20 protein-coding genes are annotated in these 26,788 nt (G+C 62.2%); 9 read left to right on the plus strand and 11 right to left on the minus strand.

Annotated features, from left to right (window positions below; genetic code table 11):
• Positions 1-110 precede the first annotated feature (110 nt).
• From QD280_RS03715 to gloB, 7 genes are all read right to left on the minus strand, one after another.
• Positions 111-1,421, minus strand: a complete 1,311-nt coding sequence (locus QD280_RS03715; protein ID WP_279838366.1) for an imelysin family protein — start codon at positions 1,419-1,421, stop codon at positions 111-113.
• A 323-nt stretch (positions 1,422-1,744) separates the two neighbouring features.
• Positions 1,745-3,382 carry a dipeptide ABC transporter ATP-binding protein gene (locus tag QD280_RS03720; protein WP_279838367.1) on the minus strand — a complete coding sequence of 546 codons (1,638 nt, stop codon included), beginning with the start codon at positions 3,380-3,382 and terminating at the stop codon, positions 1,745-1,747.
• On the minus strand, positions 3,379-4,413 hold the full coding sequence (locus QD280_RS03725) for an ABC transporter permease (RefSeq protein WP_279838392.1): 1,035 nt from the start codon (positions 4,411-4,413) through the stop codon (positions 3,379-3,381). The genes QD280_RS03720 and QD280_RS03725 overlap by 4 nt, the downstream gene beginning before the upstream one ends.
• 106 nt (positions 4,414-4,519) lie before the next feature.
• Positions 4,520-5,608, minus strand: a complete 1,089-nt coding sequence (gene yejB / locus QD280_RS03730; RefSeq protein WP_279838368.1) for a microcin C ABC transporter permease YejB — start codon at positions 5,606-5,608, stop codon at positions 4,520-4,522.
• A gap of 172 nt (positions 5,609-5,780) precedes the next feature.
• Positions 5,781-7,781, minus strand: coding sequence for an extracellular solute-binding protein (locus QD280_RS03735; RefSeq protein ID WP_279838369.1), 2,001 nt, complete (start codon positions 7,779-7,781; stop codon positions 5,781-5,783).
• Positions 7,782-8,194: 413 nt separating this feature from the next.
• Positions 8,195-9,601, minus strand: a complete 1,407-nt coding sequence (locus QD280_RS03740) for a LysM peptidoglycan-binding domain-containing protein (protein WP_279838370.1) — start codon at positions 9,599-9,601, stop codon at positions 8,195-8,197.
• A 208-nt stretch (positions 9,602-9,809) separates the two neighbouring features.
• Positions 9,810-10,598 carry a hydroxyacylglutathione hydrolase gene (gloB, locus tag QD280_RS03745; RefSeq protein WP_279838371.1) on the minus strand — a complete coding sequence of 263 codons (789 nt, stop codon included), beginning with the start codon at positions 10,596-10,598 and terminating at the stop codon, positions 9,810-9,812.
• Between the two features lie 747 nt (positions 10,599-11,345).
• Between gloB and QD280_RS03750 the strand changes: the two genes are divergently transcribed.
• The 4 genes from QD280_RS03750 to nudC all read left to right on the plus strand — a co-directional run bounded on the left by QD280_RS03750 (position 11,346) and on the right by nudC (position 14,717).
• Positions 11,346-12,212, plus strand: coding sequence for a class I SAM-dependent methyltransferase (locus QD280_RS03750; protein WP_279836327.1), 867 nt, complete (start codon positions 11,346-11,348; stop codon positions 12,210-12,212).
• A 341-nt stretch (positions 12,213-12,553) separates the two neighbouring features.
• On the plus strand, positions 12,554-12,988 hold the full coding sequence (rnhA, locus tag QD280_RS03755; protein WP_054556047.1) for a ribonuclease HI: 435 nt from the start codon (positions 12,554-12,556) through the stop codon (positions 12,986-12,988).
• A 149-nt stretch (positions 12,989-13,137) separates the two neighbouring features.
• Positions 13,138-13,944, plus strand: coding sequence for a DNA polymerase III subunit epsilon (dnaQ, locus tag QD280_RS03760; protein WP_279838372.1), 807 nt, complete (start codon positions 13,138-13,140; stop codon positions 13,942-13,944).
• Complete coding sequence (gene nudC, locus QD280_RS03765; protein ID WP_107334885.1) at positions 13,944-14,717, plus strand: NAD(+) diphosphatase; 774 nt, start codon at positions 13,944-13,946, stop codon at positions 14,715-14,717. Before dnaQ ends, nudC begins: the two co-directional genes overlap by 1 nt.
• Positions 14,718-14,841: 124 nt before the next feature.
• Here the strand turns inward: nudC and QD280_RS03770 are convergent, their stop codons facing one another.
• Complete coding sequence (locus QD280_RS03770) at positions 14,842-15,159, minus strand: SCP2 sterol-binding domain-containing protein (RefSeq protein WP_043332726.1); 318 nt, start codon at positions 15,157-15,159, stop codon at positions 14,842-14,844.
• Positions 15,160-15,692: 533 nt separating this feature from the next.
• Here QD280_RS03770 and sohB point away from each other — a divergent pair.
• Positions 15,693-16,796 (plus strand): protease SohB, encoded by a 1,104-nt coding sequence (sohB, locus tag QD280_RS03775; protein WP_279838373.1) that lies wholly within the window; start codon positions 15,693-15,695, stop codon positions 16,794-16,796.
• 166 nt (positions 16,797-16,962) lie between these two features.
• On the opposite strand, the gene QD280_RS03780 is transcribed toward sohB, so the two are convergent.
• Positions 16,963-17,277, minus strand: coding sequence for a metalloregulator ArsR/SmtB family transcription factor (locus QD280_RS03780; RefSeq protein ID WP_054556050.1), 315 nt, complete (start codon positions 17,275-17,277; stop codon positions 16,963-16,965).
• Positions 17,278-17,844: 567 nt separating this feature from the next.
• Between QD280_RS03780 and QD280_RS03785 the strand changes: the two genes are divergently transcribed.
• Positions 17,845-19,815 (plus strand): AMP-binding protein, encoded by a 1,971-nt coding sequence (locus QD280_RS03785; RefSeq protein ID WP_279838374.1) that lies wholly within the window; start codon positions 17,845-17,847, stop codon positions 19,813-19,815.
• A 128-nt stretch (positions 19,816-19,943) separates the two neighbouring features.
• On the opposite strand, the gene QD280_RS03790 is transcribed toward QD280_RS03785, so the two are convergent.
• Positions 19,944-21,545: a Na+/H+ antiporter NhaC family protein gene (locus tag QD280_RS03790; RefSeq protein WP_279830389.1), complete on the minus strand. Its 1,602-nt coding sequence runs from the start codon at positions 21,543-21,545 to the stop codon at positions 19,944-19,946.
• Positions 21,546-22,052: 507 nt separating this feature from the next.
• Here QD280_RS03790 and QD280_RS03795 point away from each other — a divergent pair.
• From QD280_RS03795 to QD280_RS03805, 3 genes are all read left to right on the plus strand, one after another.
• Positions 22,053-23,504 carry a sodium:alanine symporter family protein gene (locus tag QD280_RS03795; protein WP_279838375.1) on the plus strand — a complete coding sequence of 484 codons (1,452 nt, stop codon included), beginning with the start codon at positions 22,053-22,055 and terminating at the stop codon, positions 23,502-23,504.
• A 337-nt stretch (positions 23,505-23,841) separates the two neighbouring features.
• Positions 23,842-24,507, plus strand: a complete 666-nt coding sequence (locus QD280_RS03800) for a 7-cyano-7-deazaguanine/7-aminomethyl-7-deazaguanine transporter (RefSeq protein WP_200019710.1) — start codon at positions 23,842-23,844, stop codon at positions 24,505-24,507.
• A 103-nt stretch (positions 24,508-24,610) separates the two neighbouring features.
• Positions 24,611-25,675, plus strand: a complete 1,065-nt coding sequence (locus QD280_RS03805) for a ParA family protein (protein ID WP_347881949.1) — start codon at positions 24,611-24,613, stop codon at positions 25,673-25,675.
• Positions 25,676-25,831: 156 nt separating this feature from the next.
• Here QD280_RS03805 and QD280_RS03810 read toward each other — a convergent pair whose 3' ends face one another.
• A complete protein-coding gene (locus QD280_RS03810) occupies positions 25,832-26,656 on the minus strand; it encodes an inositol monophosphatase family protein (protein ID WP_043332713.1) in 825 nt (274 codons plus the stop codon).
• Positions 26,657-26,788 lie beyond the last annotated feature (132 nt).

The raw sequence follows: 26,788 nt of genomic DNA on the forward strand, positions 1-26,788 counted from the left end.
GCGAAAAGCATCAACGCCCGAACCTGTGCGTAGACGGGTTCGGGCGTGGGGCTGCGCTGCATGGGGAGGATCAATCGTCACCCCATGGACTGGCAATCTCGAGCGTGTGCTTAGAACTCATGGTCCGCGGTATCGGCCTTCATGCCGCTGATGCCGACATCGTCGGCGATCTCTTCGATCAGGCGGGTCTGGGCGACCAGATCCTGAATGCTGGCATTGATGATCTCGGCGCCTTCGGCATTGCCCGGGGCGATCATCTGGTCAAACTTCATGCCGCCCTCGGCTTCTGCCGTGTCGACCATCACCTGCAGCTGGCCCATGGTGGTGTCCAGCGCCTCATGCATCTTCTCGGCCAGTTCCGGGTCATTCTGGGCGACGAGTGCATGCAGTGACGGGCCTTCGAAGGTGCGGCCGTCCAGGGTCACGTACTTGCCTTCGTAGACGTTCTGGATGCCCTTGGCATTGTAGAAGTGCGAGTAGTGAGTGTTGTCGGAGAAGCAGTCGTGCTCGTCTTCATAGGAGTTGGCTTCCAGCGCGACCTTCATGCGCTCACCGGCCAGCTCACCCAGTGACAGGGAGCCCATGCCGAACAACATCTTCTCGAGGCCTTCACCGGCCGGCAGTGAAGTCAGTTCCGCGCGGTAGTTGTCCTTCTCGCCCTGTGCCCACTGGCCGACCATGTATTCCAGGTCGCTGATCAGCAGGTCGTTGGCGGCCAGCAGGTAGGCGCCACGACGGTCACAGTTGTCGGCGGTACAGGCATCGCCCTTGGCGAAGTCGGTCGCCGGGCGCTCGCCGGCACCGGCCTCAAAACCGTGCATGTCCTGACCCCAGAGCAGGAATTCGATGGCATGGTAGCCGCTGGCCACGTTGGCCTCGAAACCGCCCAGCTCGTTGAGGGACGCCAGCAGCTCCGGGGTGATCTCGGTGGTGTCGATCTTGTCGGCACCGATCTGCACGCTGTCGCTGGCGATGATGTTGGCGCTGGCACCCGGGTTGCCCAGCTCTGCCTGATAGCCGTCGCCTTCGACGTAATCGATCAGCCCTTCATCCAGCGGCCAGGCGTTGAGCTGACCTTCCCAGTCATCGACGATGGCATTGCCGAAGCGGAACACTTCACTCTGCTGATACGCCACGCGCGCCTGCTTCCAGGCGGCACGTGCCGCGGCCAGCGTCTCGTCGGACGGCGCCTCGATCAGCGCGGCATTGGCGGCGCGCAGGGCATTGGCACTGGCCAGGGCATCGCTGTAGGTGGCATGTGCGACGTTGGCGTACTGGGCGACGACAGCTTCGGCCGTCAGCGCCTTGTCATGAGCGTCGCCATGATGCTCTGCCAGAGCGGCACCGGTGAACATGGAGGCTGACAATGCGATGGCAGCTGCCAGCGGCTTGCGTGAGGCAAAACGGAAAGAGGCAGTCATGTGGATCCCTTGATCGGTCTGTTGTTATGCAGTGCGCGCAGAACGGCAGTGCGTGGGGCCGCTCGAGAGGGGGCGGGAAGTCATTACACGGTCTCTCGATGGTCGGCCCGCATCTCACTGGATCATATTGAGAACCTTTATTATTTGCAATCGACAAAACGTGCGTCTTGCAACGCAGGGGTGCACTGACTGCAATGCGCCAACGCCCTGCTCATCATCTGTGGCTGCCCGAGCAGGGCGATCGGCATGCTATGGCAGAGCAGGACAGAGCAGGTCAGGTCAGCCCAGGCCAACAAGCTATGGTCAGGCCATGGCAGAGCGTGTCAGGCCAGACCCGCGGCCTGTATCAAGGCACGCGTATAGTCCTCGCGGGGATTGCCGAGCACTTCTGCCGTCGTGCCCGTCTCCACCAGGCGTCCTTCACGCAACACCATCACCCGATGGGACAGCGCGCGTACCACCGCCAGGTCATGACTGATGAACAGATAGCTCAGGCCTCGGCGTGTCTGAAGTTCACGCAGCAGGGCAATCAGCTGTTTCTGCACGCTGCGGTCCAGTGCCGAGGTGGGCTCATCGAGCACCAGCAGTCTGGGCTCGAGGATCAGGGCGCGCGCCAGAGCAATCCGCTGACGTTGGCCGCCGGAGAACTCGTGGGGATAGCGATCGGCACACGCCGAGGGCAGTTCGACTTCCTCCAGCACCTGCGCCACACGCAGGCGAACCTCGTCTTCACTGAGCGTTGGATGATGAAAGCGCAGACCTTCACTGATGATGTCCGCCACCGGCATGCGTGGCGACAGCGAGCCATAGGGGTCCTGGAAGACGATCTGCATCTGGCGGCGACGCAGGCGCAGCGTATTGCGATCCAGCGTATCGATGCGTTCGTTCTCGAGGTGGATCTCGCCCTTGGCGCTTTGCAGCTTCAAGAGCGCCAGGGCGAGTGTTGTCTTGCCGGACCCCGATTCCCCGACCACGCCGAGCGTCTCACCGCGCGCCAGCGTCAGATTCAGCGGATGAACGGCGACGAAGTCCGCGGGGCGCTTCTGGAAGAGCTTCTTGCTGCGCGCGAAGCGCACCTCCAGCTTGCGCGCGGCGAGAACCGGTGTCGCGGCGTCCTCGGCACTCAAGTCGCTGGCGAGGCCTTCGGGTTCGGCGGCCAGCAGCTCGCGGGTGTAATCGGCCTGCGGCGCATCGAATACCTCGTCGACACGTCCTTGCTCGATGCATTCCCCGTCGCGCATCACGATCACGCGGTCGGCATGACGGCGCACCAGATTGAGGTCATGGCTGATCAGGACCATCGCCATGCCCTGGTCGCGACGCAGGCGATCCAGCAGCTGGAGTATCTCCTGCTGCACGGTGACATCCAGCGCCGTGGTCGGCTCATCGGCGATCAACAGCGGTGGCTGATTGGCCATCGCCATGGCGATCATCACGCGCTGGCGTTGGCCGCCGGAGAGCTGGTGCGGCCAGGCGTCGATCAACTCCTCGGGACGTGGCAACTGCACCTGGCAGAGCAGTTCCAGCACGCGCTGGCGGGCGGCATTGCCGCGCAGCCCCTGCTGGAGGCGCAGGCTTTCACTGATCTGTTCGCCGACACGCGTCAGCGGGTTGAGCGAGGTCATCGGCTCCTGGAACACGAAGCCGATCTGCCCGCCGCGCACCCGCTGCCACTGGCGTGGCGTCAGGGCAGCGAGATCCAGCGTCTTGCCGTCCGGCCGCGTGAATTCGCGCTGCCCGGTGACATGCGCATGCCCCGGCAGCAGGCCAAGACTCGCCAACAGGCTGACGGACTTGCCCGACCCGGACTCGCCGACGATGGCCAGGCATTCTCCCCGTCGGACCTCAAGGGAGAGATGCCTGACGACGGGGGTCTGGCCGAAGCGGATGCAGAGGTCGTCGAGTCTCAGTACGCTGGCAGCGGCGCCGGTGTTGTCTGCAGGTGAAGTGAGATGACTCATGCGTTCTGCTCCCGGGCACTGATATGACGTGGGTCGAAGGCATCGCGCAGCCCTTCGCCGATGAAGACCAACAGCGTCAGCATGATGCCGAGGCTCAGGAAGGCGGTCATGCCCAGCCACGGTGCCTGCAGGTTGTTCTTGCCCTGGGCGACCAGCTCGCCCAGCGAGGGTGAGCCGGCCGGCAGGCCGAAGCCGAGGAAATCCAGCGCGGTCAGGGTGGTAATGGCGCCGGTGAACAGGAAGGGGATGAAGGTCAGGGTGGCGACCATCGCGTTGGGCAGCACATGCCGCCACATGATCAGCCGCGAGGGCAGTCCCATGGCCCGAGCGGCGCGCACGTATTCCAGATTGCGCGCGCGCAGGAATTCGGCGCGCACGATATCGACGATGCCCAGCCACGAGAACAGCAACATGATGCCAGTCAGCCACCACAGGTTCGGCTCGACGATGCTGGCGAGAATGATCAGCAGGAACAGCACCGGCAGGCCGGACCACACCTCGATCAGACGCTGGCCGATCAGGTCGACCTTGCCGCCGAAGTAGCCCTGCACGCCACCGATCACCACCCCCAGTACCAGCGAGCCCGCTGTCAGTACCAGCGCGAAGATCACCGACAGCCGGAAGCCATAGATGACGCGCGCCAGCACGTCACGGCCCTGATCATCGGTGCCCAGCCAATGACGGCCATTGGGAGCCGACGGCGCCGGAGAGCCCAGATTCAGATCCAGGGTGTCGTAGGAGTAGGGAATCAAGGTGTTGAGCATGAAGCCCTGCGCCTCGATGGCCTCGATCACATAGGGGTCGCGATAGTCGGTGGCGGTGGGCAGGAAGCCGCCGAAGGTGGTCTCCGGATACTCGTGCAGCATCGGCAGGTAGGTCTCGCCCTGATACTCGACCAGCAGCGGACGGTCATTGGCGATCAGCTCGGCCCCCAGCGAGAGCACGAACAGCACGCCGAAGATCAGCAGCGACCACCAGGCGCGACGGTTGTCACGAAAGGCCGCCATGCGCCGTCGAGTGATGGGCGACAGGCGTGAGGCACGCGGGCGTTGCTTCGCTTGCTGGCTTTCGTCGCTTACGTCGTGAGCGGGTGTCTCGTGATTTGATGTTCTGTGAAGCGTTGTCTCTTGGCGCATGTCAGGCCTCCCGTGTCGCGAAGTCGATGCGCGGGTCGATCCACACATACATCAGATCAGAGACCAGCTTCAGGATCAGACCGATCAGGGTATAGAGATACAGGGTGCCGAAGATCAACGGGTAGTCGCGTTGCAGGACAGCCTCGAAGCCGAGCAGTCCCAGGCCGTCGAGGGAAAAGATCACCTCGATCAGCAGCGAGCCGGTGAAGAAGATGCCGACCAGCGCCGCGGGCAGCCCGGCGATGATGATCAGCATGGCGTTGCGGAAGACATGCCCGTAGAGGATGCGGTTCTCGCTGGCCCCCTTGGCGCGCGCCGTCAGGACGTATTGCTTGTGGATCTCGTCCAGGAAGCTGTTCTTGGTCAGCATCGTCAGGGTCGCGAAGCTGCCGATGGCGGAGGCCAGCACGGGCAGGGCGATGTGATGGAAGTAATCCAGAATCTTGCCGGCGGTGGACAGCTCATCGAAGTCCGGCGAGGTCAGCCCCCTGAGCGGGAACCAGTCCAGATAGCTGCCGCCGGCGAATACCACGATCAACAGGATCGCGAACAGGAAGCCCGGAATGGCGTAGCCGACGATGACGACGCCGGAGGTCCAGATGTCGAAGCGCGAGCCATGCACCAGTGCCTTGCGGATACCCAGCGGGATCGAGACCAGATAGACCAGCAGCGTGGTCCATAGCCCCAACGAGATGGAGACCGGCAGCCGCTCCAGCATCAGGTCGATCACGGGGCGGTCACGGAAGAAGCTGTCGCCGAAATCGAACTGGGCGTAATCGACGACCATGTCGGTAAAGCGCTCCCAGACCGGCTTGTCGAAGCCGAACTGCTGCTCCAGCTCCTCGATCAAGGCCGGGTCGACCCCTGACGCGCCGCGATAGGTCGAGGAGCCCCCGCCACCGCTGGTGACACCATCACCGCCGCCACTGTTGAGGCGGGTGCTGGCACCGGCACTTATGCCGTCCAGACGTGACATCAGTTGTTCGATCGGGCCACCGGGGGCGGCCTGAACGATGAGAAAATTCAGCAACAGGATTCCGAGCAGCGTCGGAATCATCAACAGAATCCGGCGCAGAATATAGGCACCCAATGGCAATCTCCCTGCGTGCCCCTCATCGCCGGCATCTTATGTGCGGTGCAAGGGGCATCGGTTATTGGTGTCGTGGACGCATCAGCAAGGCGTCATTGTCGCCAGGCGTCTATGCCTGGCATATGCGCCGAGCGTGTTCTTCAGGCTTGTTGACCCGGCTTACTGAGCAGGCTTATTCACCCGGCTCCAGCGAGGCATCCTTGTCCGGCTCGATCCACCAGCTGTCCAGGCTCAGCTGATATTCCGGGAAGGGCTGCGGATAGCCGAACTTGTTCCAGAGCGCGATGCGCGTCGCCGCCAGGTGCCACTGGGGCACGACATGGAAGCCCCAACGCAGTACGCGGTCGAGTGCCCGTGTCGCGCTGAGCAGGTCTTCGCGGGTCTGCGCCTGAATCAGGGCATCGGTGAGCGCGTCCACCACCGGGCTCTTCAGCCCGATCAGATTGCGTGAGCCGGCCACGTCGGCATAGTCGCTGGTCCAGTATTCACGCTGCTCGCTGCCGGGGCTGTTGGACTGCGGATAACTGCCGACCACCACGTCGAAGTCGAAGCTGCGACGGCGGTTGATGTACTGATTGACGTCGACGGTGCGAATCCGTGCCTTGATGCCGATGCGCGCCAGATTGCGAATCCACGGCTGGATGATGCGCTCGAACTGGGTGTCGTAGTTGAGCACCTCAAGCGTCAACGGCTTGCCGCTGCTGCGGCTGACCAGCTGGCCCTTGACCACTTCATAGCCCGCTTCGCGCAGCAGCCCCAACGCCTTGCGCAGGCGAGGGCGCAATTCCTGTGGCTCATCGATCGGCAGTGGCTTGTCGAAGACCGCGCTGGGCAGCTCATCCTTGAAGGGCTCAAGCAGCGCGAGTTCCTTGCCGGTGGGCATGCCATCCGCGGCCATGTCCGAATTCTCGAAATAGCTGTGGGTCTGCTGGTAGGCGCCGTAGAAGAGGTTGCGGTTGATCCAGTCGAAGTCGAAGACCAGCGCCAGTGCCTCACGGACTCTCGGGTCCTGGAAGCGCTCACGGCGCTCGTTGAGCACGAAGCCCTGCATGCCCGCCGGGTTGCTGTCCGGGACTTCCAGCTTCTTCAGGCGCCCCTCGTGCAGCGCGGGAGTGTCGTAGGCGGTCGCCCAGTTCTTGGCGCTGCTTTCGACATGCAGATCGATGCTGCCGGCCTTGAAGGCTTCCAGCGACACGGTCTGGTCCCGGTAGTAGTCGTAGACCAGCGTCTGGATGTTGTGGCGGCCCTTGTTGACCGGCAGGTCCTTGCCCCAGTAATCGTCGACACGCTCATAGCGAACCTGGCGGCCGGCATCCAGAGACGCCATGCGATAGGGGCCGGAACCCAGCGGGAGTTCCAGGGTGGCGCGCGTGAAGTCGCGGCTCTTCCAGTAGTGCTCCGGCAACACCGGCAGCTGGCCGATGATCAGCGGCAATTCGCGCGCGGCGCCTGGCGCCATCTCGAAGCGCACGGTGTCGGCATCGATCACGCTGACGCCGGTGACATCGTGGTAGTAGCTCTTGAAGAACGGCAGGCCTTCATCCTTGAGCAGGCGATAGGTGAAGACGACATCTTCGGCAGTCACCGCCACGCCATCGTGAAAGCGCGCCCGAGGGTCGATATCGAATTCGATGGCGCTGCGGTCCTCGGCCAGACGGACACCACTGGCCAGCAATCCGTATTCGGTGAAGGGTTCATCGGCGGAGGGGATCATCAGGGTGTCGTAGATCAGTCCGCCGAAGTAGTTGAGTCCCGCCACCGAATTGCCCTTGAGGATGAAGGGATTGGTGGAGTCGAAACTGCCGATGGCGGCGCGCGTCATGCGCCCGCCGACCGGCGCCTCTGGATTGACGTAAGGAAAGTGCGTGAAACCGGGCTTGTGGGCGGGCTCGCCGTAGATGGCCAGGCCATGCACGGTCGGGACGTCCAGCGGTGTCTGCACGTTCGAGGTGGGGATACTGGTTGCCTGCGCGCTGGTTGCCTGCGTGGCCGACGCCATGTCGGCGCTGGGGCGTGAATCGGCAGATTGCTCGCTATTCGCATTGGACCCGGCTGCATTGGGCTCAGCCGCGTTGGCCGTGGCAGTGAACGAGCCGCTCACCATCAGCGCCCCCAGGCATAGCGCGCGTAGCGCGGCCCAGCGACGGTGGGTGAGTGAAGAAACACGCTGCATCGAAGACTTCCTTGACTGAATGACCCGGGCCTCGCGGCCGTGATGAAATGACCGGCATCTGGGCAGCGGATGGTTTGCGCCTGACTCGCCATCAACTTCGCTGCCTTGGGTCTCCTCAGCGGTTGTCGACAAGAGTGTCGACAAGTGTGACGACACCGCTGTCGACACACTACCGTGAGCTGCCGTGAGCTGAAGAAGAACCGCAGGAGAACTGCGGAAGCGGTGCAGCAGGTGCACGCCACGCGCCGGGCTGCGGCCGGTCTCCTTGCATCGACCCCGCCAAGAGTAACGAAGTTCCCTGTCAGCGGCCATGCTGCGGCGTTTGAATCGCAAACGCCCCCACCATCGCAAATGGCAGGGGCGTTGAGGAGTCGCCTATCAAGCGTCGTGCAACGACGCGTGAATCGACTGACTCAGTTGGCGCTGTAAAGGGTCAGCATCTGACCGGGGCGCAGGTAGTCCGCAGATGACAGCTTGTTCCAGCGCGCGAGCTGGCGAGTGCTGACATTGTGACGTGCGGCGATCAGGGACAGGGAATCGCCACTCTTCACGCGCACTTTCTTCTCGCCGTTGGCCGAGGCCAGCTGGGTGGCCACCGAGGCGCCGCGGTCAGGCACCATCAGTGCCTGGCCGATGCGGATGGTGTTGCCCGAGAGGCGGTTCTTCTGCCTCAGCTCGGAAAGCGTCAGGCCATTGCGGCGCGCGATGACGGACAGGGTGTCGCCGCGCTTGACGCGATAGCTGGCCCAGCTCTGGCGCGCTTTTTCAGGCAGCGTGGCCAGCTGGCTGAGGAAGGTGTCGCGGGCGGTGGCGGGAATCACCAGCGAGCTGTCACCCGGCGTGGTGGCCCAGCGCTTGTAGGCCGGGTTCAGGGCGCGCAGCTCGTCTTCACTGATGCCGGCCAGCTTGGCGGCGGTAGACAGGTCCAGTTGTCCGCCTGTCTCGACGGCCGCGATTTCCGGCTTGTCGTCAATCTTCGGCAACGAGAGCCCATATTCCTCAGGGTCGCGAATCACCGCGGCCAGTGCCAGAAGCTTCGGCACGTATTCCATGGTCTCGTTGGGCAGCTTGATGTTCCAGTAATCCTCATCGCCACCGGCGCGGCGGCGTGCACGGTTCACGGTGCCGGCACCGGCATTGTAGGCAGCCAGCGCCAGCTCCCAATCGCCGTCATACCAGCGCTCGCCCTGGGTCTCCAGGTAATCCAACGCGGCGTCCGTGGATAGCAACACGTCCTTGCGACCGTCATACCAGCGGTTGCGCGTCAGCCCCATGGCGTCACCGGTGCGGGGCATGAACTGCCACATGCCGGTCGCACCGCCCGGATGCGCGGCATCCGGATCGTAGGCGCTCTCGATGAAGGGCAGCAGTGCCAGCTCTGCCGGCAGGCCGCGTGCTTCGGTGCGCAGTGTCACGTAGCGAATCCAGGGGCGGGCCTGTTCCGCGATACGCTCCACGTGGTGGGGGTGCTCCTGATACCAGCTGATCCATTTGCGCACGCGTGGACGACCGGTGTCCTGCTGCAGCTGATAGCCGGCCCGCAGGCGCTCCCAGACGTCGTCGTAGTGCGCGGGAATGGCGTCGACGGCCTCCATGAAGTCCAGCGGGGCGCGCTGATATTCACTGGTGGGCGAGACCCCGGACACCATCGCTGAGTTGGCGCTGGCGGTCAGCGGCATCAGGCACAGGGTGGCACCCAGAGAGGCGAGGCGAATCAGGTGACGCAGTCGAGCCGGACGGAAAGGGGCCTGGGTCGGAGTGACACGACACGGCGTGTCGGCGGCCATCTGGCCGTCGGTACGGAGGTCTTGCTGATGCATTGACGAAATACTCTCTGGCGAGCCGCGGCTGGATGGGTCAGCAGCGGCTCGGCTGGCCGGTCATGCCGGCACGAATCAGTGACTGCGGGGGCTGATCGAGATCAGGAATGTTCTCGACCCGCTGTCACGCGAAATGCCATTCACGCCGCGCTCCAACCGCTCACCTGAGTGGCGTCGGAACGGGGGCAATGGCACGCGGGCAGCAGGGCTAGAAGTTGTCCTTCCACTGACGCAGTGCCGTGAAGGCCGCCAGTGGGGAATCTTCCTGACCCGAGGGTGCCGAGAGGCGTCCTTCCTGCTCGAGGTGGCGTTGCAGCGCGACCTCATCACTGCGCAGGAACGGATTGATCTGCTTTTCTCGGCCGATGAGGGTGGGCAGCGTGGGGCGGCCCAGTGAACGCAGCTGTTCACATTCTGCGTTGAGGGTGTCCCGCGCCGGGTTGTTCGGCTCGGCGGCACTGGCGAAGGCCAGATTGGCCAGCGTGTACTCGTGTGCCGGGAAGACGAGCGTCTCTTCCGGCAGGGCGGCCAGGCGCGACAAGGAGTGATGCATCTGCTCCGGCGTGCCCTCAAACAGGCGACCGCAACCGCCACTGAACAGGGTGTCGCCGCAGAACAGCAGCCCCGGCATGCCGGAGCTGACGAAGGCGATGTGGTCCAGCGTATGGCCCGGCACTTCCATCACCTCGAAGAGGCGGCCCTGCAGGCGGAAGCTGTCGCCATCGCCGACACGCTCGTCGATACCGTGGATGGCCGGATTGTGCGGGCCAACCACGCGAGGCTGATAGCGTTCGATCAGCTCCGGCAGGCCGCCGGTGTGATCCTGGTGGTGATGGGTGATGAGGATGGTGTCGAGGGTCAGGCCTCTGGACTCCAGGGTCTCCATCACCGGGCGTGCATCACCGGGGTCGACGACCGCCACGCGGGGGTTGTCGTCGCTCTGTATCAACCAGATGTAGTTGTCCTGAAAGGCCGCTATGGGCGTAACGCTCATCATGGTGGTCAGGTGCTCTTGATGTCTTGCAGTCGTCGATCGAGGCAATGACAGGCCAGTGACGCGAAAAGTGGCTTCATACGTCCTCGCCGAGGAATCGGCCAGGCTGAAGCAGATGAACATGGCATGTCATCGTCGCCTGCAATGCTGATGGGCAGGCGGTTCCATCGACTCCTTACTGAGAGTTAGTTGTCGAAAGCAGCATAAAGTCATGCTCAGAGACGGCTCAGGACGGTCGTGCTCCTGGCGCTCCCCTGGCCGCGTATGTGGGCGGGAGGGGCAATCTGTATGCTCTATGATCGACAACGCATATATATGGGTCATTCGCAGGATGTTGGGCAACACCTTGCTTCACTCTATCCTGAGTGTCGGGCCGGGCGTGTCGAGACGCTCGGTGCCCGCAGTCCTGTTCAAGACTCGCTTGTCGGGATTTCGTTCCCGGTCAGACTCGCCGTGTGCGATCAGGCGCCGAGTGGCTGACGCAGAGCCCAACAAGAAGAGTCCAGCAGGAAAAGTCACGACTGGCCGCCGGTGCCAAAGTCCATGAGCGCCATCAATCGCAAGGCCAATAGCCAGCACGATGATGCCCAGTGGATTGATTCGTGGCGGGAATCTGAATTTTCCGGATAACAAGCCTGACGAGCCAGCAGGTAAGTGTCAAACCTCTTATGGTGTGAGAATGTAGACAAGTGTCAAAGCCTGTCTATGCCGTGGGGAGTGTCTCCCCGCCTGAAGCCCGGGAGATGCAAGATGTGGAAAGGCCCCTTTGGTGTGAATGACTCCGGTGCGGACAAGGCCAGCGCGTCCCTGACCGCCGAGGAGCGCCAGCGCCAGCATGCGCGCCAATTGAGTGCCCATGTGCGCGCCATGCGTGCCTTTTTCGAGGGCCCGGATGGGCAGGACATCCTGACGGCGGAGCGCGAGATGCTGTCACCGCTGTTCGAGCGCTGCTTCGGTTTTCACAGCCTGAACCTGGGTCCGGGCGGCAATGACCTCCTGTCACTCTCCGCCATCCGCCATGCCATCCAATGGAGTCCCGAGGCAGCGCTTGCCGAGTCACCTTCCACCTTGATCTGCCCGCTGACGCAGCTGGCTTTGCCGGACGAGAGCATGGATCTGGTGATGCTCCACCATCTACTGGAGGTCGCGCCGGAGCCGCACCGACTGCTGCGTGAGGCGGCCCGCGTGCTGCGCTCCAGTGGCTGTCTGGTCATCGTCGCCTGGCAGCCGTTCTCCGGTGAGGGGCTGCTGCGTCTGGACCCGCGGCGTCGCCACATCACTCCCTGGGAGGGAAGCTGGCGGACGCCGGCGGCCCTGCGCGATTGGTTGGCCTTCGTGGATTTCGAGATCGAGCGTATCGACTATGCCGGCTTCCATCTGCCGGGGTTACGCCTGCGACACGGTTGGCTTGAACGCATGGGGCGCCGCTACAACCTGCCGTTGGGCAGCCTGATGTTGATACGGGCGCGGCGCAATGTCGGGTACGTGCAACCCTTGAATGCCAAGCGACCGCGAGTCGCCATCCCCGGTGTCTCCATCGGCCAGGCCACGCGAGTGCATTCGCGGGAGGGACATGTGAAGCGTGAGTCGCGCAGAGATCTGTCCGAGCGTGGCTAGCTCGAGGGCTCCCTTTTCTTCAAGGCTTCAGTCTGGCGGAAGCTGTAAAAAAACACAGGGACTTTGGCCATGCTGCATGCGAGTGGGTAGAATGGCGCTCATTGTGGCGAGGCCTGCTGTTGCCGCGGGAGGGCTACCGGAGAGTGATTGTCAGGGGCCGGTTTCCAAGCCCCGCCTCTGCGAGCCAGGCTTGCCCCTGTCGTGACAGCCAGCGCCGTCGCACTTGCCCGTCTTCGTTTCCTTTGTCGAGAGTGCCGTTTGTGAGCCAGAGTGCATCCACGTCCGAACCCCAGAATCCCTCCGCTGCTGCGACGTCCGAATCCAAGGCGGCGCCGACTCGCGTGGTCATCCACACCGATGGTGCCTGTCGTGGCAACCCGGGTCCGGGTGGCTGGGGCGCGATTCTGGTCAGTGGCAAGCATCGCAAGGAACTCAATGGCAGCGAGGCCCAGACGACCAACAATCGGATGGAGATGATGGCGGCGGTCGAGGCGCTGACGGCGCTCACCAAGCGCTGTCAGGTGGTGCTGTGGACCGACTCCGAATACGTCAAGAACGGCATCACCAAGTGGGTGCATGGCTGGGTCAAGCGCGGTTGGAAGACGGCAGCCAAGCAGCCGGTCAAGAATGAAGATCTGTGGAAGGCACTGCTGGCCCAGAGTGAGCGTCATGATATCGAGTGGCGCTGGGTCAAGGGGCATAGCGGCGATGAGGGCAACGAGCGCGCCGATGCGCTGGCCAACGAGGCCATCGACGAGATGCAGCGCCGCCGCTGAGTGCCTCGGCTGGCAGGCACGCCGAGCGCGGTGGCCAGCCGTGTTTGAGCACGGACATGCAGGATCCGATATTGAGGCACCCTGATGCGCGGCCCGAAGCTTGAGGCGGACCGATCAGGGAGCTGTCACTGTTTACCAAGAGGTCTGAGATGCGTCAGATTATTCTCGATACCGAAACGACAGGTATCGATCCGAAGGAAGGCCATCGCCTGATCGAGATCGGCGCGGTGGAGATGATCAACCGCCGCCTGACCGGACGCACCTACCATCAGTACGTCAATCCAGAGCGCTTGATCGATGCAGAGGCGATCGGAGTTCACGGCATCACCGATGAGCGAGTCGCCAACGAGCCGGTCTTCGCCGAGATTGCCGATGCCTTCTGGGACTTCATCAAGGGTGCCCAGCTGGTCATCCACAATGCGCCCTTCGATGTGGGCTTCATCGATAACGAATTCGGGCTGATCAACCCTGGGCGCGCCAACCCGCTGGGCCCGGTCGCCGATCACTGTGCCATACTCGATACCCTGAAGCTGGCCCGAGAGAAGCACCCCGGACAGCGCAACAACCTGGATGCGCTGTGCAAGCGCTACGATATCGACAACGGGCATCGCGTGCTGCACGGCGCCTTGCTGGATGCCGAGATTCTCGGCGACGTCTATCTGGCGATGACCGGTGGCCAGACGGCGCTGGGCCTGGACGTGATAGAGGAAGGCGATGGCGAGGAGGGCGGTATCGTCGGGGTTCGTCGCCTGCGTGCCGATCGCCCACGTCTGGTCACGCCCGGGCTTTCCGCGCTGGAGCTTGAGCGTCACTCGGCCTGGTGTGAAGAGATTCGTGGCAAGGCCGATGAGTGCCTGTTCGATCGCCTCTCGATCAATGCACTGGGCAGTATTGATAGTGCCAGTCTTGATGGCGCCAGTCTGGACAGCCGAGGCAACCGCGGAGACGACGCCTGATGTTGATTCGTGATCTCTCGCGTGTGACCCAGCGCCATGGTTATCTGATTCGCGTGGGGCGTGATGGCGTGGCGCCTGCGCCGGATGGCGGCATCATCCAGCCCATCGCGGACTGGCCCAGCGGCGCCGTGGCCCTCGGGGAATGGCAGGGCGCGCCGATTGCGGTGTTCGGTGAGAATGGCAGTGCCGATTGGCCCGCCGCGCGTCAATGGCTGCATACGCTGCCACGTGATCAGTTTCCGCTGCTTTCCAGTGCGTTGCAGGTGCTCAAGTGGCTGCGTGATCATCGATTCTGTGGCCGTTGTGGCAAGCGCATGAAGCGTCTGGAGCATGAATTCGCCATGCACTGCACCGGTTGTCAGCATCGCAGCTACCCGCGTATCTCGCCGTGCATCATCACGCTGATCACCCGGGGCCGCGAGATGTTGCTGGCTCGCAGTCCGCGCTTCGGGCCGGGCATGTATTCGACCCTGGCGGGCTTCATCGAAGCCGGTGAAAGTGCCGAGGAAGCCGTGCGGCGTGAGGTGCACGAGGAAGTCGGTGTCGAGGTCGGGCGAGTCAGCTATTTCCAGAGCCAGTCGTGGCCGTTCCCGCACTCGTTCATGCTGGGCTACTACGCGGAATATGCCGGTGGCGACATCACCATCGATGGTGTCGAGATTGAAGATGCCCAGTGGTTCACGCCGGAAGACTTGCCGGGGCTGCCCCCGAAGTTCTCGATCTCGCATGCCTTGATCGACAACTTCCTGCGCTCGGTCGCGACGGGCCGCTGATATTGCAGGCCTCTCCCCAAAGAAAACGCCCCGACCATTGGCCGGGGCGTTTTCTTTGGCTGGTGCATCAAGCGAACCTTTCCATCGGGCTTGTTCGCAACGATGCACCTGCTCAAGCAGACGCTTACTTGTTCGGGAACAGAGACGTCAGCTTGGTGGCCAGCATGATGTTGCCGGTGGCTTTCAGGCGGCCTGTCATGAAGGCCTGCATGCCGTCGACTTCGCCCTTCATCACGCCCTTGAGGGTGTCGCTGTCGGTGCTCAGGGTCACGGACGGGTCATCGTGCTCACCTTCGCCGACGTCCAGAGTGCCGTCCTTGACGACCATGTAGTAGTCATCGCTGTCGGTGATGTTGAATTGAAAGACCTCATCCATGCCCTTGGCGGCTTCGGGGTTGAAACGGCTCTTGAGCATGTCGATGACGGCGTTGGCGTCGGCCATGGTGATATTCCTTGTCAGTGCTAGCGGTGGAGAAAGGTCAATGATCGCGCGGAAAGATGACGTGCATGGCGAGGGGTGGGGTGTCATTCATCACCTTGCTCACCATGAAGTGATCACGCTGCTGACCTTCAAGACTGATATCAGACTATTTCAAACGAGCGTTCCAATCAAGTCGTGTGATCGATCTGGCGTGTTCCGCGCTTCAGCGCTCAGTTCTGAACCTGCAGAGATAACGTACGGATCGCGTCCAGGTCACCTGGAGAACCCGTACAGGCGGCTCGCCAGTCCCATGACAATACGAACAGTGTGAAATATGCCCAGGCGCCAACCAGCCTTGCAGGCGGGCAAGCTTGCCCCCATATCGAGTACCATCCCGCACCGGCCCTTTAGCCGGTGATTTCGTTATGGGGTCCAGGTCGTGTGGCAGATGCCTTGACCTTCTGCCTGAGAGCCATGCACTCGAGAGCGAGCGATCGTCGCTCACGTGCTGGCGAGAGATCAGACACCTTCTTCAATGTTTCAGGAGCAAGTGCATGCAATGGATTTCACAGTACGGCCTCTTTCTGGCCCAGGCGATCACCGTGGTGGTCGCGATCGCGGCCATCGTGCTCATCATTGCACGTGCTCGACAGGGGGAAGCGGCAGAGCGCCAGGCCAAGCTGAAGATTCGCCCCTGGCATGAGCGCATCAAGGGTTATCAGCGCGAATTGAGCCACGCCGGACTGGAGGAGGCCGAGTACGCCGCCAAGGAAAAGGCGCGGGCCAAGAAGCACAAGCAGGAAGCCAAGGCGCTCAAGAAGTCGCTCAAGGCCAAGGCGAAAGCCAACAAGGGCGGCAATGCGGACAAGGACGATACGCCGGCCAGTACACGTGGGCGTCGGGTCTTCGTGCTCGACTTCGTCGGCGACATCAAGGCCAGCGGTGTGGAAAGCCTGGCGGAGCAGATCACGGCGCTGGAAGGCGTGCTGGGTGAGCAGGATGAGGTCGTGCTGCGACTGGAGTCCGGTGGTGGCCTGGTGCATGCCTATGGCCTGGCCGCGGCACAGCTGGACCGTCTGCGTGCCAGTGGCGCGCGCCTCACGATCACGGTCGACAAGGTCGCGGCCAGTGGCGGCTACATGATGGCCTGTGCGGCGGACCACGTGGTGGCAGCGCCCTTTGCGGTCATCGGCTCGATCGGTGTCGTGGCTCAGGTGCCCAATGTGCACCGTCTGCTCAAGAAGCATGATGTGGATGTCGAGATTCTGACGGCGGGGCGTTACAAGCGCACCTTGACCATGCTCGGCGAGAACAGTGAAGAAGGGCGTGAGAAGTTCCTGTCGGACCTGGCGCGCACCCATGAACTGTTCAAGCAGCATGTCGGCAGCCGTCGTCCGCAACTGGACGTCGAGGCAGTGTCCCAGGGCGATATCTGGTATGGCAGTGAAGCCATCGATATCGGTCTGATCGACGAGGTCGGTACCAGTCAGGCGTTGCTGGCACGCTATCTGAAGGAAGAGGTCAAGATCTTCGAGGTGAGTCTCGAGAAGCCGCGCCGCGTGATGGACCGTTTCGGCAAGGGCGTGACATCGAGTCTGGATCGTGTGCTGGACCGCGTGCTGGAGCGCAATGCGGAGTCGCGCTGGCATCAGCAATAAGCGACAGATTGCCGTCGCGGGCGAAGAGAAGAGGCTTGGAAGGCCATTCCGTGGCCTGCCCGATCTTGTTGGAGTCGGCGAGTGATACAGATGTCTAGCGGGTCACGATCAGCGTGACTCAGCGACATTCCCCTCAAAGGGCGTCAGTCACCGGCTGGCGCCCTTATCAGTTATAGAGGTCCTGCAGGGCACGAATGACACCTGCGGCGTTGGGGCCTTGCAGCGAATAGTAGATGGTCTGCGAGGCGCGGCGCGTCCGCACCATGCCTTCACGACGCAGAATCGCCAGATGCTGCGACAACGCGGACTGCGACAGTTCCAGGCGCGAGTTGAGCTCGCTCACCGACATTTCGCTGTCGCTGAGCAGGCACAGGATGCGCAGGCGGTTCTCGTTGCCCATCGCCTTGAGCAGGGCAGTGGCTTCTTCGATGACGCGGTCACCGGCCTGGTGCAGGGTGATGGCATCGCTGGACACTGGCATGGGGTTATTCCTTGCAGCTGTAGAAAGTGTTGCGTTCATGCGGTCTCTCCCGGTCGGTCTATCTTGGTGCATCCCGAGGGACGCAATGGGCCATTGGCATGTTGTTATGACCTAACCTTGTTTTAGTGAATGATCAATAACTCCGCGTGCTACGTCCAAGACAATCTTAAACGATAAATCATCGACTTTGTCGTTCTCAGGCTTTGACTTTTTGTCGCATCTGCTGTGAGACCGCGTTCAAGCGTATGTTTTATTGCGCGAATGACGCCTTTCACGCTGTCAGGTCGTCTGCGACCAAGGATTGAGTATAAGACCATCAGACGCTGAAAACGGTGAGCCGAGCACGTTTGAAGGGCGATTTTTGGCCTAAGGTTTCAACGTAACTATCGGTTCAGGCATCTCTGTCCTGCCTGTCCTTCCTCCATCGTCGTCTGTCGCATCACCGTTGGCGAGCGACATCAATGACGACATGAAAAGAGGTCCGGTCAACGGGCCCCGGAGACAAGGCCTTGCGTCAGGTCAGGCAAGAGATGCCCATAAAGCCATTCGTGGATCACGAGGTACGCCATGCCCGACGCCAATCACTCCTGTGCACGCGAGCGTTATCTAGCCCTGACGGCGAGAGCCAACGAGACGCCAGAAGACTTCTGGGCTGAGCAGGCGCAACGCATCGCCTGGTTTCGCCCGCCGCAGACCATTCTGGCCTGGGATGAGCAACAGCATGCACGCTGGTTCATCGATGGCGAGATGAACATCTGCCATGCCGCGCTGGATCATCACGTCGCCAATGGGCGCGCGGATCAGGTCGCGTTGTACTGGGATTCGCCGGTCACCCAGAGCAAGCGGCAGTACACGTTTCGTGAGCTGCGTGATGAGGTGGCCCTGCTGGCGGGGGCATTGCGCAATCTCGGGGTGGAGAAGGGCGACCGTGTCGTGCTCTACATGCCGATGGTCGCCGAGGCCATGATGGCGATGCTGGCCTGTGCACGCCTCGGGGCGGTTCATTCGGTGGTCTTCGGCGGCTTTTCTCCCAAGGAGCTGGCGGTACGTATCGATGATGCCGCGCCCCAGGTGATCATGGCGGCGTCCTGCGGGGTGGAAGTCGATCGCATCATTCCCTACAAGCCTTGGCTGGATGAAGCCATCGAGCTTGCCGAGCATACCCCGCAAGCCTGTCTGATCCTGCAGCGTGAACAGCAGCGGGCGTCACTCGGGCCGCGTGATCATGACTGGCATGAATGTCTGGCCAGCGCCCAGGCTACCGAAGCGGTCAGCATGCTGGGCAGCGAACCTCTCTATGTCCTCTATACCTCCGGCACCACCGGCAAGCCCAAGGGAGTGGTGCGTGATCACGCCGGTTACGCTGTGGCGCTGCATTATTCAATGGAGCTTCTCTATGCGACCCGCCCCGGGGATACCTTCATGGCGGCCTCGGACATCGGCTGGGTCGTCGGCCACTCCTATATCGTCTATGGCCCGCTGCTGATGGGGGCCAGTACCGTCATGTATGAAGGCAAGCCGGTCAAGACACCGGATGCCGGAGCCTTCTGGCGCTTGATCGAGGAATACCGCATCAACTGCTTCTTCACTGCGCCGACGGCATTTCGCGCCATGAAGAAGGAAGACCCGGAAGCCAGTCATATGGCCGATTACGACCTTTCCAGCCTGCGCAGTCTGTTCCTGGCCGGAGAGCGACTGGACCCGCCGACCTATCACTGGCTCGCCGATCTCCTGCCGGTGCCGGTCGTCGATCACTGGTGGCAGACCGAAACCGGCTGGCCCATCGCCGGCAACCTGCTGGGCCTCGACATGTTCACCGAAGGCAGCCGCGAGGTGAAGGCGCCGGTCGAGGCACGCGCCGGTAGCGCCACCTGGCCATTGCCGGGCTTCAATGTGCAGATTCTCGATGGCATGGGGGATGAGGTGCCCACGGGTGAGCAGGGCAATGTCGTGTTGCGCCAACCGCTGCCGCCGGGCTGCCTGACCGGACTCTATCAGGACCCCGGACGCTTCCATTCTGCCTATCTTGCCGCCTACCCCGGCTATTACCTGTCCGGTGATGGCGGCTACTTCGATGAGCAGGGCTATCTGTTCGTGATGGGACGCATTGATGATGTCATCAACGTGGCGGGGCACCGTCTGTCGACGGGTGAGATGGAGCAGGTACTCGGTGCACACGCTGCGATCGCGGAATGCGCGGTGATCGGCATCGAGGATTCGCTCAAGGGCGAGATGCCGCTGGGACTGGTGATTCTCAAGGATGGCTGGCAGGGGGATGGAGCCAGCCTGTGCGCCGAGCTTGCCCAGCGGATACGCCAGGAAATCGGGGCCTTTGCCTCGCTCAAGGAGGTGCTGATCGTCGAGCGCCTGCCCAAGACGCGCTCCGGCAAGATACTGCGCAAGATGATCCGTCAGATCGCCGCAGGCGAGCAATACCAGGTGCCCTCGACGATAGATGACCCCTCAAGCCTGGAAGATGTACGTGAGGCGCTGAGCGAGGCCGGCGTCGGTCAGGCCAGTGAGGCACGCAGCGCATGAACCGAAGCGCATGAACCGATGCAGTGATATCGCGGACGCCTGACGCGGCCCGCGCTGCTCCAATAATGAAAAAGCCCCCGCCATGAGACATGGCGGGGGCTTTTTTCAGCAAGGCAGCATTTATTGCATCAGGTGCGTGCCACGACCGGATTGGCCATCTCGCGGCGTGCAAGCCAGGCGATGCTGATGACCAGCAGACCCGCCAGGCTCAACCAGCCGAACAGGGTGCTGTCGGTCAGGCCCATCACCAGGTAGGCGATCAGCGAGATCGCGGCACCCAGCAGGGCGTAGGGCAGCTGGGTCATCACGTGATCGATGTGATGGCAGCTGGCACCCGTCGAGGACAGGATGGTGGTGTCGGAAATCGGCGAGCAGTGATCCCCGAACACGGAGCCGGCCAGCACCGCGCCCATCATCGGCAACATCATGGCGAGCTCGGTGGCGGCCGCCATGTCACCGGCGATGGGCAGCATGATGCCGAAGGTGCCCCAGCTGGTGCCGGTGGCAAAGGCCATCAGGCCGGAAAGCACGAACAGCAGCATCGGCAGCCAGGTCGGAGACACGACGCCCTCGACCAGCGTGGCCAGGTACTGGCCGGTCCCCAGAGAGCCGATGATGCCGGTCAGCAACCAGGCGAAGACGAGGATATAGACGGCCGGCAGCATGGAACTGGCGCCCTGGGCGATGGCGCTCAGGCTGCGACCAGCGCCCATGCGATGACGCAGCAGCATCACTACCGCGGCCAGCAGGCCGATGGCGCCGCCGATGATCAGCGACTTGGCGACATCCGTCAGCTCGAAGGCGCGAATCAGGCCGAAGGCCTCGCCCTCGGCGGCCAGTGCGCTGGCGCCGGTCTGCACGATCATGAAGAAGGTCGCGATGACCAGCACGATGATCGGGATCAGCAGGTCCATGGGGCGGCCACGCTCGGACTCTTCCACGTGGGTGTTGCCCGGCGGGTTGCCGCGCTTGGCATCGAAAAGCTCACCGTCGCGCGCCGCGATGGCATGACGGCGCATGGCACCGAAGTTGATGTCGAACCAGGCCGAGGCGATCACCAGCACCAGCGCCGCAATCGCGTAGTAGTTGAGGGCGGACAGCTCGAGGAAGGCTCCGAACGGGCTGACATCCGTGATGTGGTGGGTCGCCAGGATACCGGCGATCAGGCTGATGATGTAGGCACCCCAGCTGGAGATCGGCGTCAGCACGCAGACGGGCGCGGCGGTGGAGTCGATCAGATAGGCCAGGCGCGCGCGCGACAGCCCCTGACGATCGGTCAGCGGACGACAGATGTTGCCCACGGCCAGGCTATTGAAATAATCATCGATGAAGATGAATACCCCCAGCAGCACGGTCATCAGCTGCGAGCCACGACGGGTAGTGACTCGCGCCCGCGCCCAGTTGCCGAAGGCACGGGTGCCGCCTGCCAGCGTGATCACGCCGACCATGGCACCCAGTGCCAGCAGGAACAGCAGGATATAGACATTCCAGCTGTTGAGGCTGGCATCGGCAAGCTGACCGCTGTCCGGCATCTCGATGAAGACGGCAACCAGCTGCTGCCAGAGATAGTGCAGCGTGACGAGCGGCGAGAAATCATTCAGCAGCAGGGCGCCTGACACGATACCCAGCCCGAGGGAGAGCATGACACGACGTGTCAGTATTGCGAGACCGATGGCTATGATCGGGGCGAGCAGCGAAAGCGGGGACGCCGCGTAGCTGGTCAGTTCCATGTATCACCTGTAATCAAAGGCAGGCGCCGGGACAAAGCGCGCTACCGGGTGCCGTTATGGCGGTTATGGTGCGTGGGTGTCAGGGAGTTGCACCGCCTGATCGCAGCGCACACTCGCGGGATCGCCGTTGCGCAACGGCAATCGATGAGTCGCGAGCCTGCGCCCGACAAGTCCTGGGCCGCCACTGGCAGGCGGCGACTTCCGGAAGGGGGCGCATTATGCCCGAGCCAAACAAGACGTGAAACATTACCGTGTTCACCTAAAGTCTAGGTCGCAGTGAAAAACACCGCCATTGCGCTATTTTTCCCCTAGAATTCGGGCGTAGAAGTCCGCTTTACAGTGGGCTCTTCTTGCTTATCCCCGTGGGATATGAAGAATGGCGCTCACCAAAGCATGTCGAGCAACCCCATCGTAGTGGTTGCTCGCTGTCAGTCGCAGGAAAGTCATGGGCTTTCCGTTGCCCTGGCAGCGTCGACAAGACCAAAAACCCGCCAAAGCGAGACCGACATGTCGGAAACAACGTCCATCATTCCAGCGCCGATTCTGGCGTTGATCGATGCAGGCAACGGCCTGCTGTGGGGCAGTGTATTGATTTACCTGCTCATCGGAGCGGGTCTCTTCTTCACGGTCATGACCAAGGGTATCCAGTTCCGCTATTTCGGACACATGTGGAAGCTGCTGGCCACGTCTCGTCAGGGCAGCGAAGGCGGCATCTCTTCCTTCCAGGCACTGGCCACCTCTCTGGCGGCGCGCGTCGGTACCGGTAACCTCGCCGGTGTCGCCGTGGCGATTTCCCTGGGTGGCCCGGGCGCCATCTTCTGGATGTGGATGACGGCGCTGGTCGGCATGTCCACCAGCTTCATCGAGTCCACCCTGGCGCAGGCCTACAAGGTCTCCCACGATGACAACACCTTCCGTGGTGGCCCGGCCTATTACATCGAGAAGGGCCTCGGTCAGCGCTGGATGGCGATCCTGTTCTCCGTGTGTCTGATCATCGCCTTCGGCCTGGCCTTCAACTCCGTGCAGTCCAACTCCATCGCACTGGCCATGGAGCAGGCCTTCAGCGTGCCGCCGTGGATCATGGGCGCGGTGCTGGTCGTGGTCATGGTGCCGATCATCTTCGGCGGCATGAAGCGCATCACGCGTACCGCCGAGCTGATCGTGCCGATCATGGCGCTGCTCTATCTGCTGCTGGCCATCTTCGTCGTGGCCATCAACATCACCGAGCTGCCGGCGGCGCTGGGCACCATCTTCCGCAGTGCCTTCGGCCTTGAGCAGGCCGCAGGTGGCGCGCTGGGTTACACCATCGCCCAGGCGATGATGAACGGCATCAAGCGGGGTCTGTTCTCCAACGAAGCGGGTATGGGTTCCGCCCCGAACGCCGCCGCGATGGCGACCACCAAGCACCCGGCGTCCCAGGGCTTCGTCCAGATGCTGGGCGTGTTTATCGATACCCTGGTCATCTGCACCGCGACCGCGGCCATCATCATCATGAGCGGCACCCTGGGCAACGATGGCGGCAATGACGGCATCCAGATCACCCAGGCAGCGCTGTCCTCACAGGTCGGTAGCTGGGGTGGCGGCTTCGTGGCCATCGCCATTCTGCTGTTCGCCTTCACCTCGCTGGTGGCGAACTACTCCTATGGCGAGTCCAACATCGAGTACATCGCCGGCAAGAAGAACGCCAAGGCCGTCATCATGGTCTACCGCTTCGCCGTGCTCGGCATGGTAATGCTCGGTGCTGTCGCCAGCCTGAAGAACATCTGGAACTTCGCTGATCTGTCGATGGGCGCGATGGCCTTGATCAACCTGATCGCCATCCTGCTGCTGTCGCCGTTGGCCTTCCGTATCTTCAAGGATTACGACCGTCAGCATAAGGCCGGCAAGGAGCCGACCTTTGATCCGGAGCAGTTCCCGGAGCTGAAGGGCAAGGTCGATGCCAGCATCTGGAAGAAGTGACTCTGACACTCGCTTTCATTGCATAGCTTTCTTTGCAACGTAAGGGCTGCCGGGGGAGACTGACGGTCTGACCATCTGGCCAGATTTTCTCCGCAGGTACCTGTCAATGGCCGTGCATCGTGATACGATGCGCGGCCATTTTGCGTTCTGGCGACGTGCAAGTCTCACTGCGGTTGTCAGTGACGCATGCCTGCAGCGCTCAATCGCTGCGACAAGGCGTCAAGGCCGATGTCAGGCCATGGCAGCTGATGTCAGAATCGACGACGCAAACCTCAACACGCTCGTGACAGGGTTCCCTCACCCCTGGACGACGGCTTTGATCCAAAAAGGACCTGCAATGCTACTCCTCTCGTCTGCCCAGACGCAGCGCGCACTCGTCGCCCTGGCCCTGTTTCACATCCTCATCATCACCGCCAGCAATTACCTGGTGCAGTTGCCGATGACCCTGTTCGGCTTCCATACCACCTGGGGCGCCTTCAGTTTCCCGTTCATCTTCCTGGCAACGGATCTGACCGTGCGTCTGTTCGGCAAGTATCAGGCGCGGCGCATCATTGCGCTGGTCATGCTGCCGGCGCTGTTGGTCAGCTACATGGTGTCGGTGATGTTTCAGGCGGGCAGCTTTGCCGGGGTAGAGGCACTGGCTGACTTCAACCTGTTCGTGGCCCGTATCGCGCTGGCAAGCTTCATTGCCTACGTGATCGGTCAGTTGCTCGACATTCAGGTGTTCGATCGTCTGCGTCGCAATGCCCACTGGTGGATCGCGCCGTTGGCGTCGACATTGTTCGGCAATCTCGCTGACACCTTTGCCTTCTTCTCGGTGGCGTTCCGCAATGGGCCCGATGCTTTCATGGCGGCTCACTGGGTCGAGATCGCCTGGGTGGATTACGCGATCAAGCTGGCCATCTCGATATTGCTGTTCCTGCCGATGTACGGATTGTTGCTCAATCGCCTCACGAATCAGTTGCTCAAGCGCGGCCTGGTCGATGAGCGAGAGCCTGTCTGACATAAAACTGTCATATCATTTTCTCCCGTTTCGCCGTTGTCAGTCAGGGATATGGCGCCGGATTGTGCTAACGTTGCACAAACTGGAATGACGGGAGGGAGCCATGAAAATCGCTGCGGTGTACAGCATCAAAGGGGGCGTGGGCAAGACTGCTTCTGCCATCAATCTGGCGCATTGTGCCGCCAACAGTGGCCTGCGTGTGTTGCTGTGGGATCTTGATCCGCAGGCCGCTGCGACCTTCTATGTGCGTACCAAGCCCAAGCTGAAGGGCGGGGTCGAGAAACTGATCAGCGGCAAGCAGGACATGTCCCGCGTGATCCGTTCCACGGATTATCAGAACCTGGATGTTCTGCCGGCGGAATTCTCCTACCGCAATCTTGACCACATACTCGAGGAAGAGAAGCGTACCCGACTTCGCAAGGTCCTCAAGCCGGTACGCGATGACTACGACCTCGTCATCCTCGATTGTCCGCCGAGCATTTCCAGTCTTTCCGAGCAGGTCTTCGCCTCTGCCGATACCCTGCTGGTGCCGATCATTCCCACGGTTCTGTCACTGCGTACCCTGGAGCAATTGAACGCCTATCTGGCCGAGATCGATCTAGATGTGCCCGTCTGGCCGTTCTTCACTCTGGTGGATCGCCGCAAGACATTGCACAAGGATGTGATGGAATCGCTCAAGCAGGATTATCCATTGCAGCTCAGTGGCTTCATCCCGTATTCCAGCGTGGTCGAGCGCATGGGGATCGAGCGCAAGCCCATCGGGACTTTCTCGCGCAACAGCTCACCGGCGGTCAGCTATCGCAGCCTGTGGCAGGAAATCGGCCAACGCCTGAGCCTGCTCAAGGAGCCGACGGTGGCGCCAGCCGCCGCCAAGGCCTCTGAGGCTGAATCAACCGTAACCGCGCCTCAAGGTGCTGCCACCGGCAAGGCCAGCGCCAAAGGGGAGGCGGCCAGCAAGCCCGCCGCCAAGCCCGCAAGCAAGGAAGCTTCGAGCAAGCCAGCGGCCAAGCCTGCCAGCAAGGCAGCTTCAAGCAAGAAAGCGCCCAGCGCTGACAAGAAGCCGGCGAGCAAGGACTCTGCCAGCAAAGATGCCAGCAAAGACAGCAGCAAGGCGACCAGCAAGTCGGCTGCCAAGGGCAAGAAGAAGGGCGGTAACCTGGGCGATTGAGGCCGAGTGCCAGCCAGAAACACAGAGCCCCGCCAATTGGCGGGGCTCTTGCGTATTGCAGCGGCAGTCTGTCATTAAAGTCATGTCATGAAAGTCAGGTCATGAAAGTCATGCCATCACCGCCGCGTCACTACAGTCCTGTATGTGAGTTCTTCACTACAGCCCCGGCAGCCCTGAACTGGCATCGGCCTCTTCCAGCAGGCGCTTGAGCGGGGCATGCAAGGCCGGTGAGGCCACCACGATATTCTCGCCATAAAGCTCATCGGGAATGCCGTCTGGGCAGCGATACAGGTGCCCCGTGCGTGCGCCGGCTTCACGCGCGATCAGAAGGCCTGCCGCAAAGTCCCAGGGGGAAACGCTTTCGTAATAGGCATCCAGACGTCCGCACGCCACATCACAGAGATCCAGCGCGGCACTGCCGTTGCGGCGCACATCCTGACAGACCAGCAGCATGGCCGAGAGGCGCTTGAGCAGCGGCGGACGGCTGTCACGGTTGTAGGGGAAGCCGGTCGCGACCAGTGCGCGGCTCATCTCATCGGTCTCGCTGACCGAGATGCTCTCGCCGTTGAGCCAGGCTCCCTTGCCGCGGATGGCGGTGAAGGTCTCGCCGAGGAAGGGCGCATGCACGACCCCCATCTGGATCTTGCCGCGCTCGCACCAGGCGATGGACACGGCGACATGGCGCAGGCCATGGGCAAAATTGACGGTACCGTCGATGGGGTCGATCACCCACAGGCCGCCCTTGGTACCGATCACATCCCGCTCAGGTGACAGCTCTTCGGTAAGGCGCGCATCCTCGGGAAATTCGGCTTCGAGCGCTTCCGCCAGGAAGGTATCGATCGCCACGTCGATGTCGGTGACCAACTCATCGCCTTTCTTGTAATGGTGCGCGAAACCCTGTTCCTCGCGCGCTTGCACCATGCGTTCACCAGCCTGTCTGGCCAGTTCCGTTGCTCGTTCCAGGCGTTGTTCCAGCGTCATGTGGCTCTCCGGCAGCGATGATCAGGTCGGATGAGGCAACCCTCACTCATCCGATGCCTCCTTGTATAACAGACTCATGTGGCGAGTTCAGCCTCGGGCACTGAGCGCCGGCGCATGAAACAGGTAATGAAA

It is taken from the genome of Cobetia sp. 1AS1 (assembly GCF_029846435.1).
In the GTDB taxonomy this organism is placed as follows: domain Bacteria; phylum Pseudomonadota; class Gammaproteobacteria; order Pseudomonadales; family Halomonadaceae; genus Cobetia; species Cobetia amphilecti.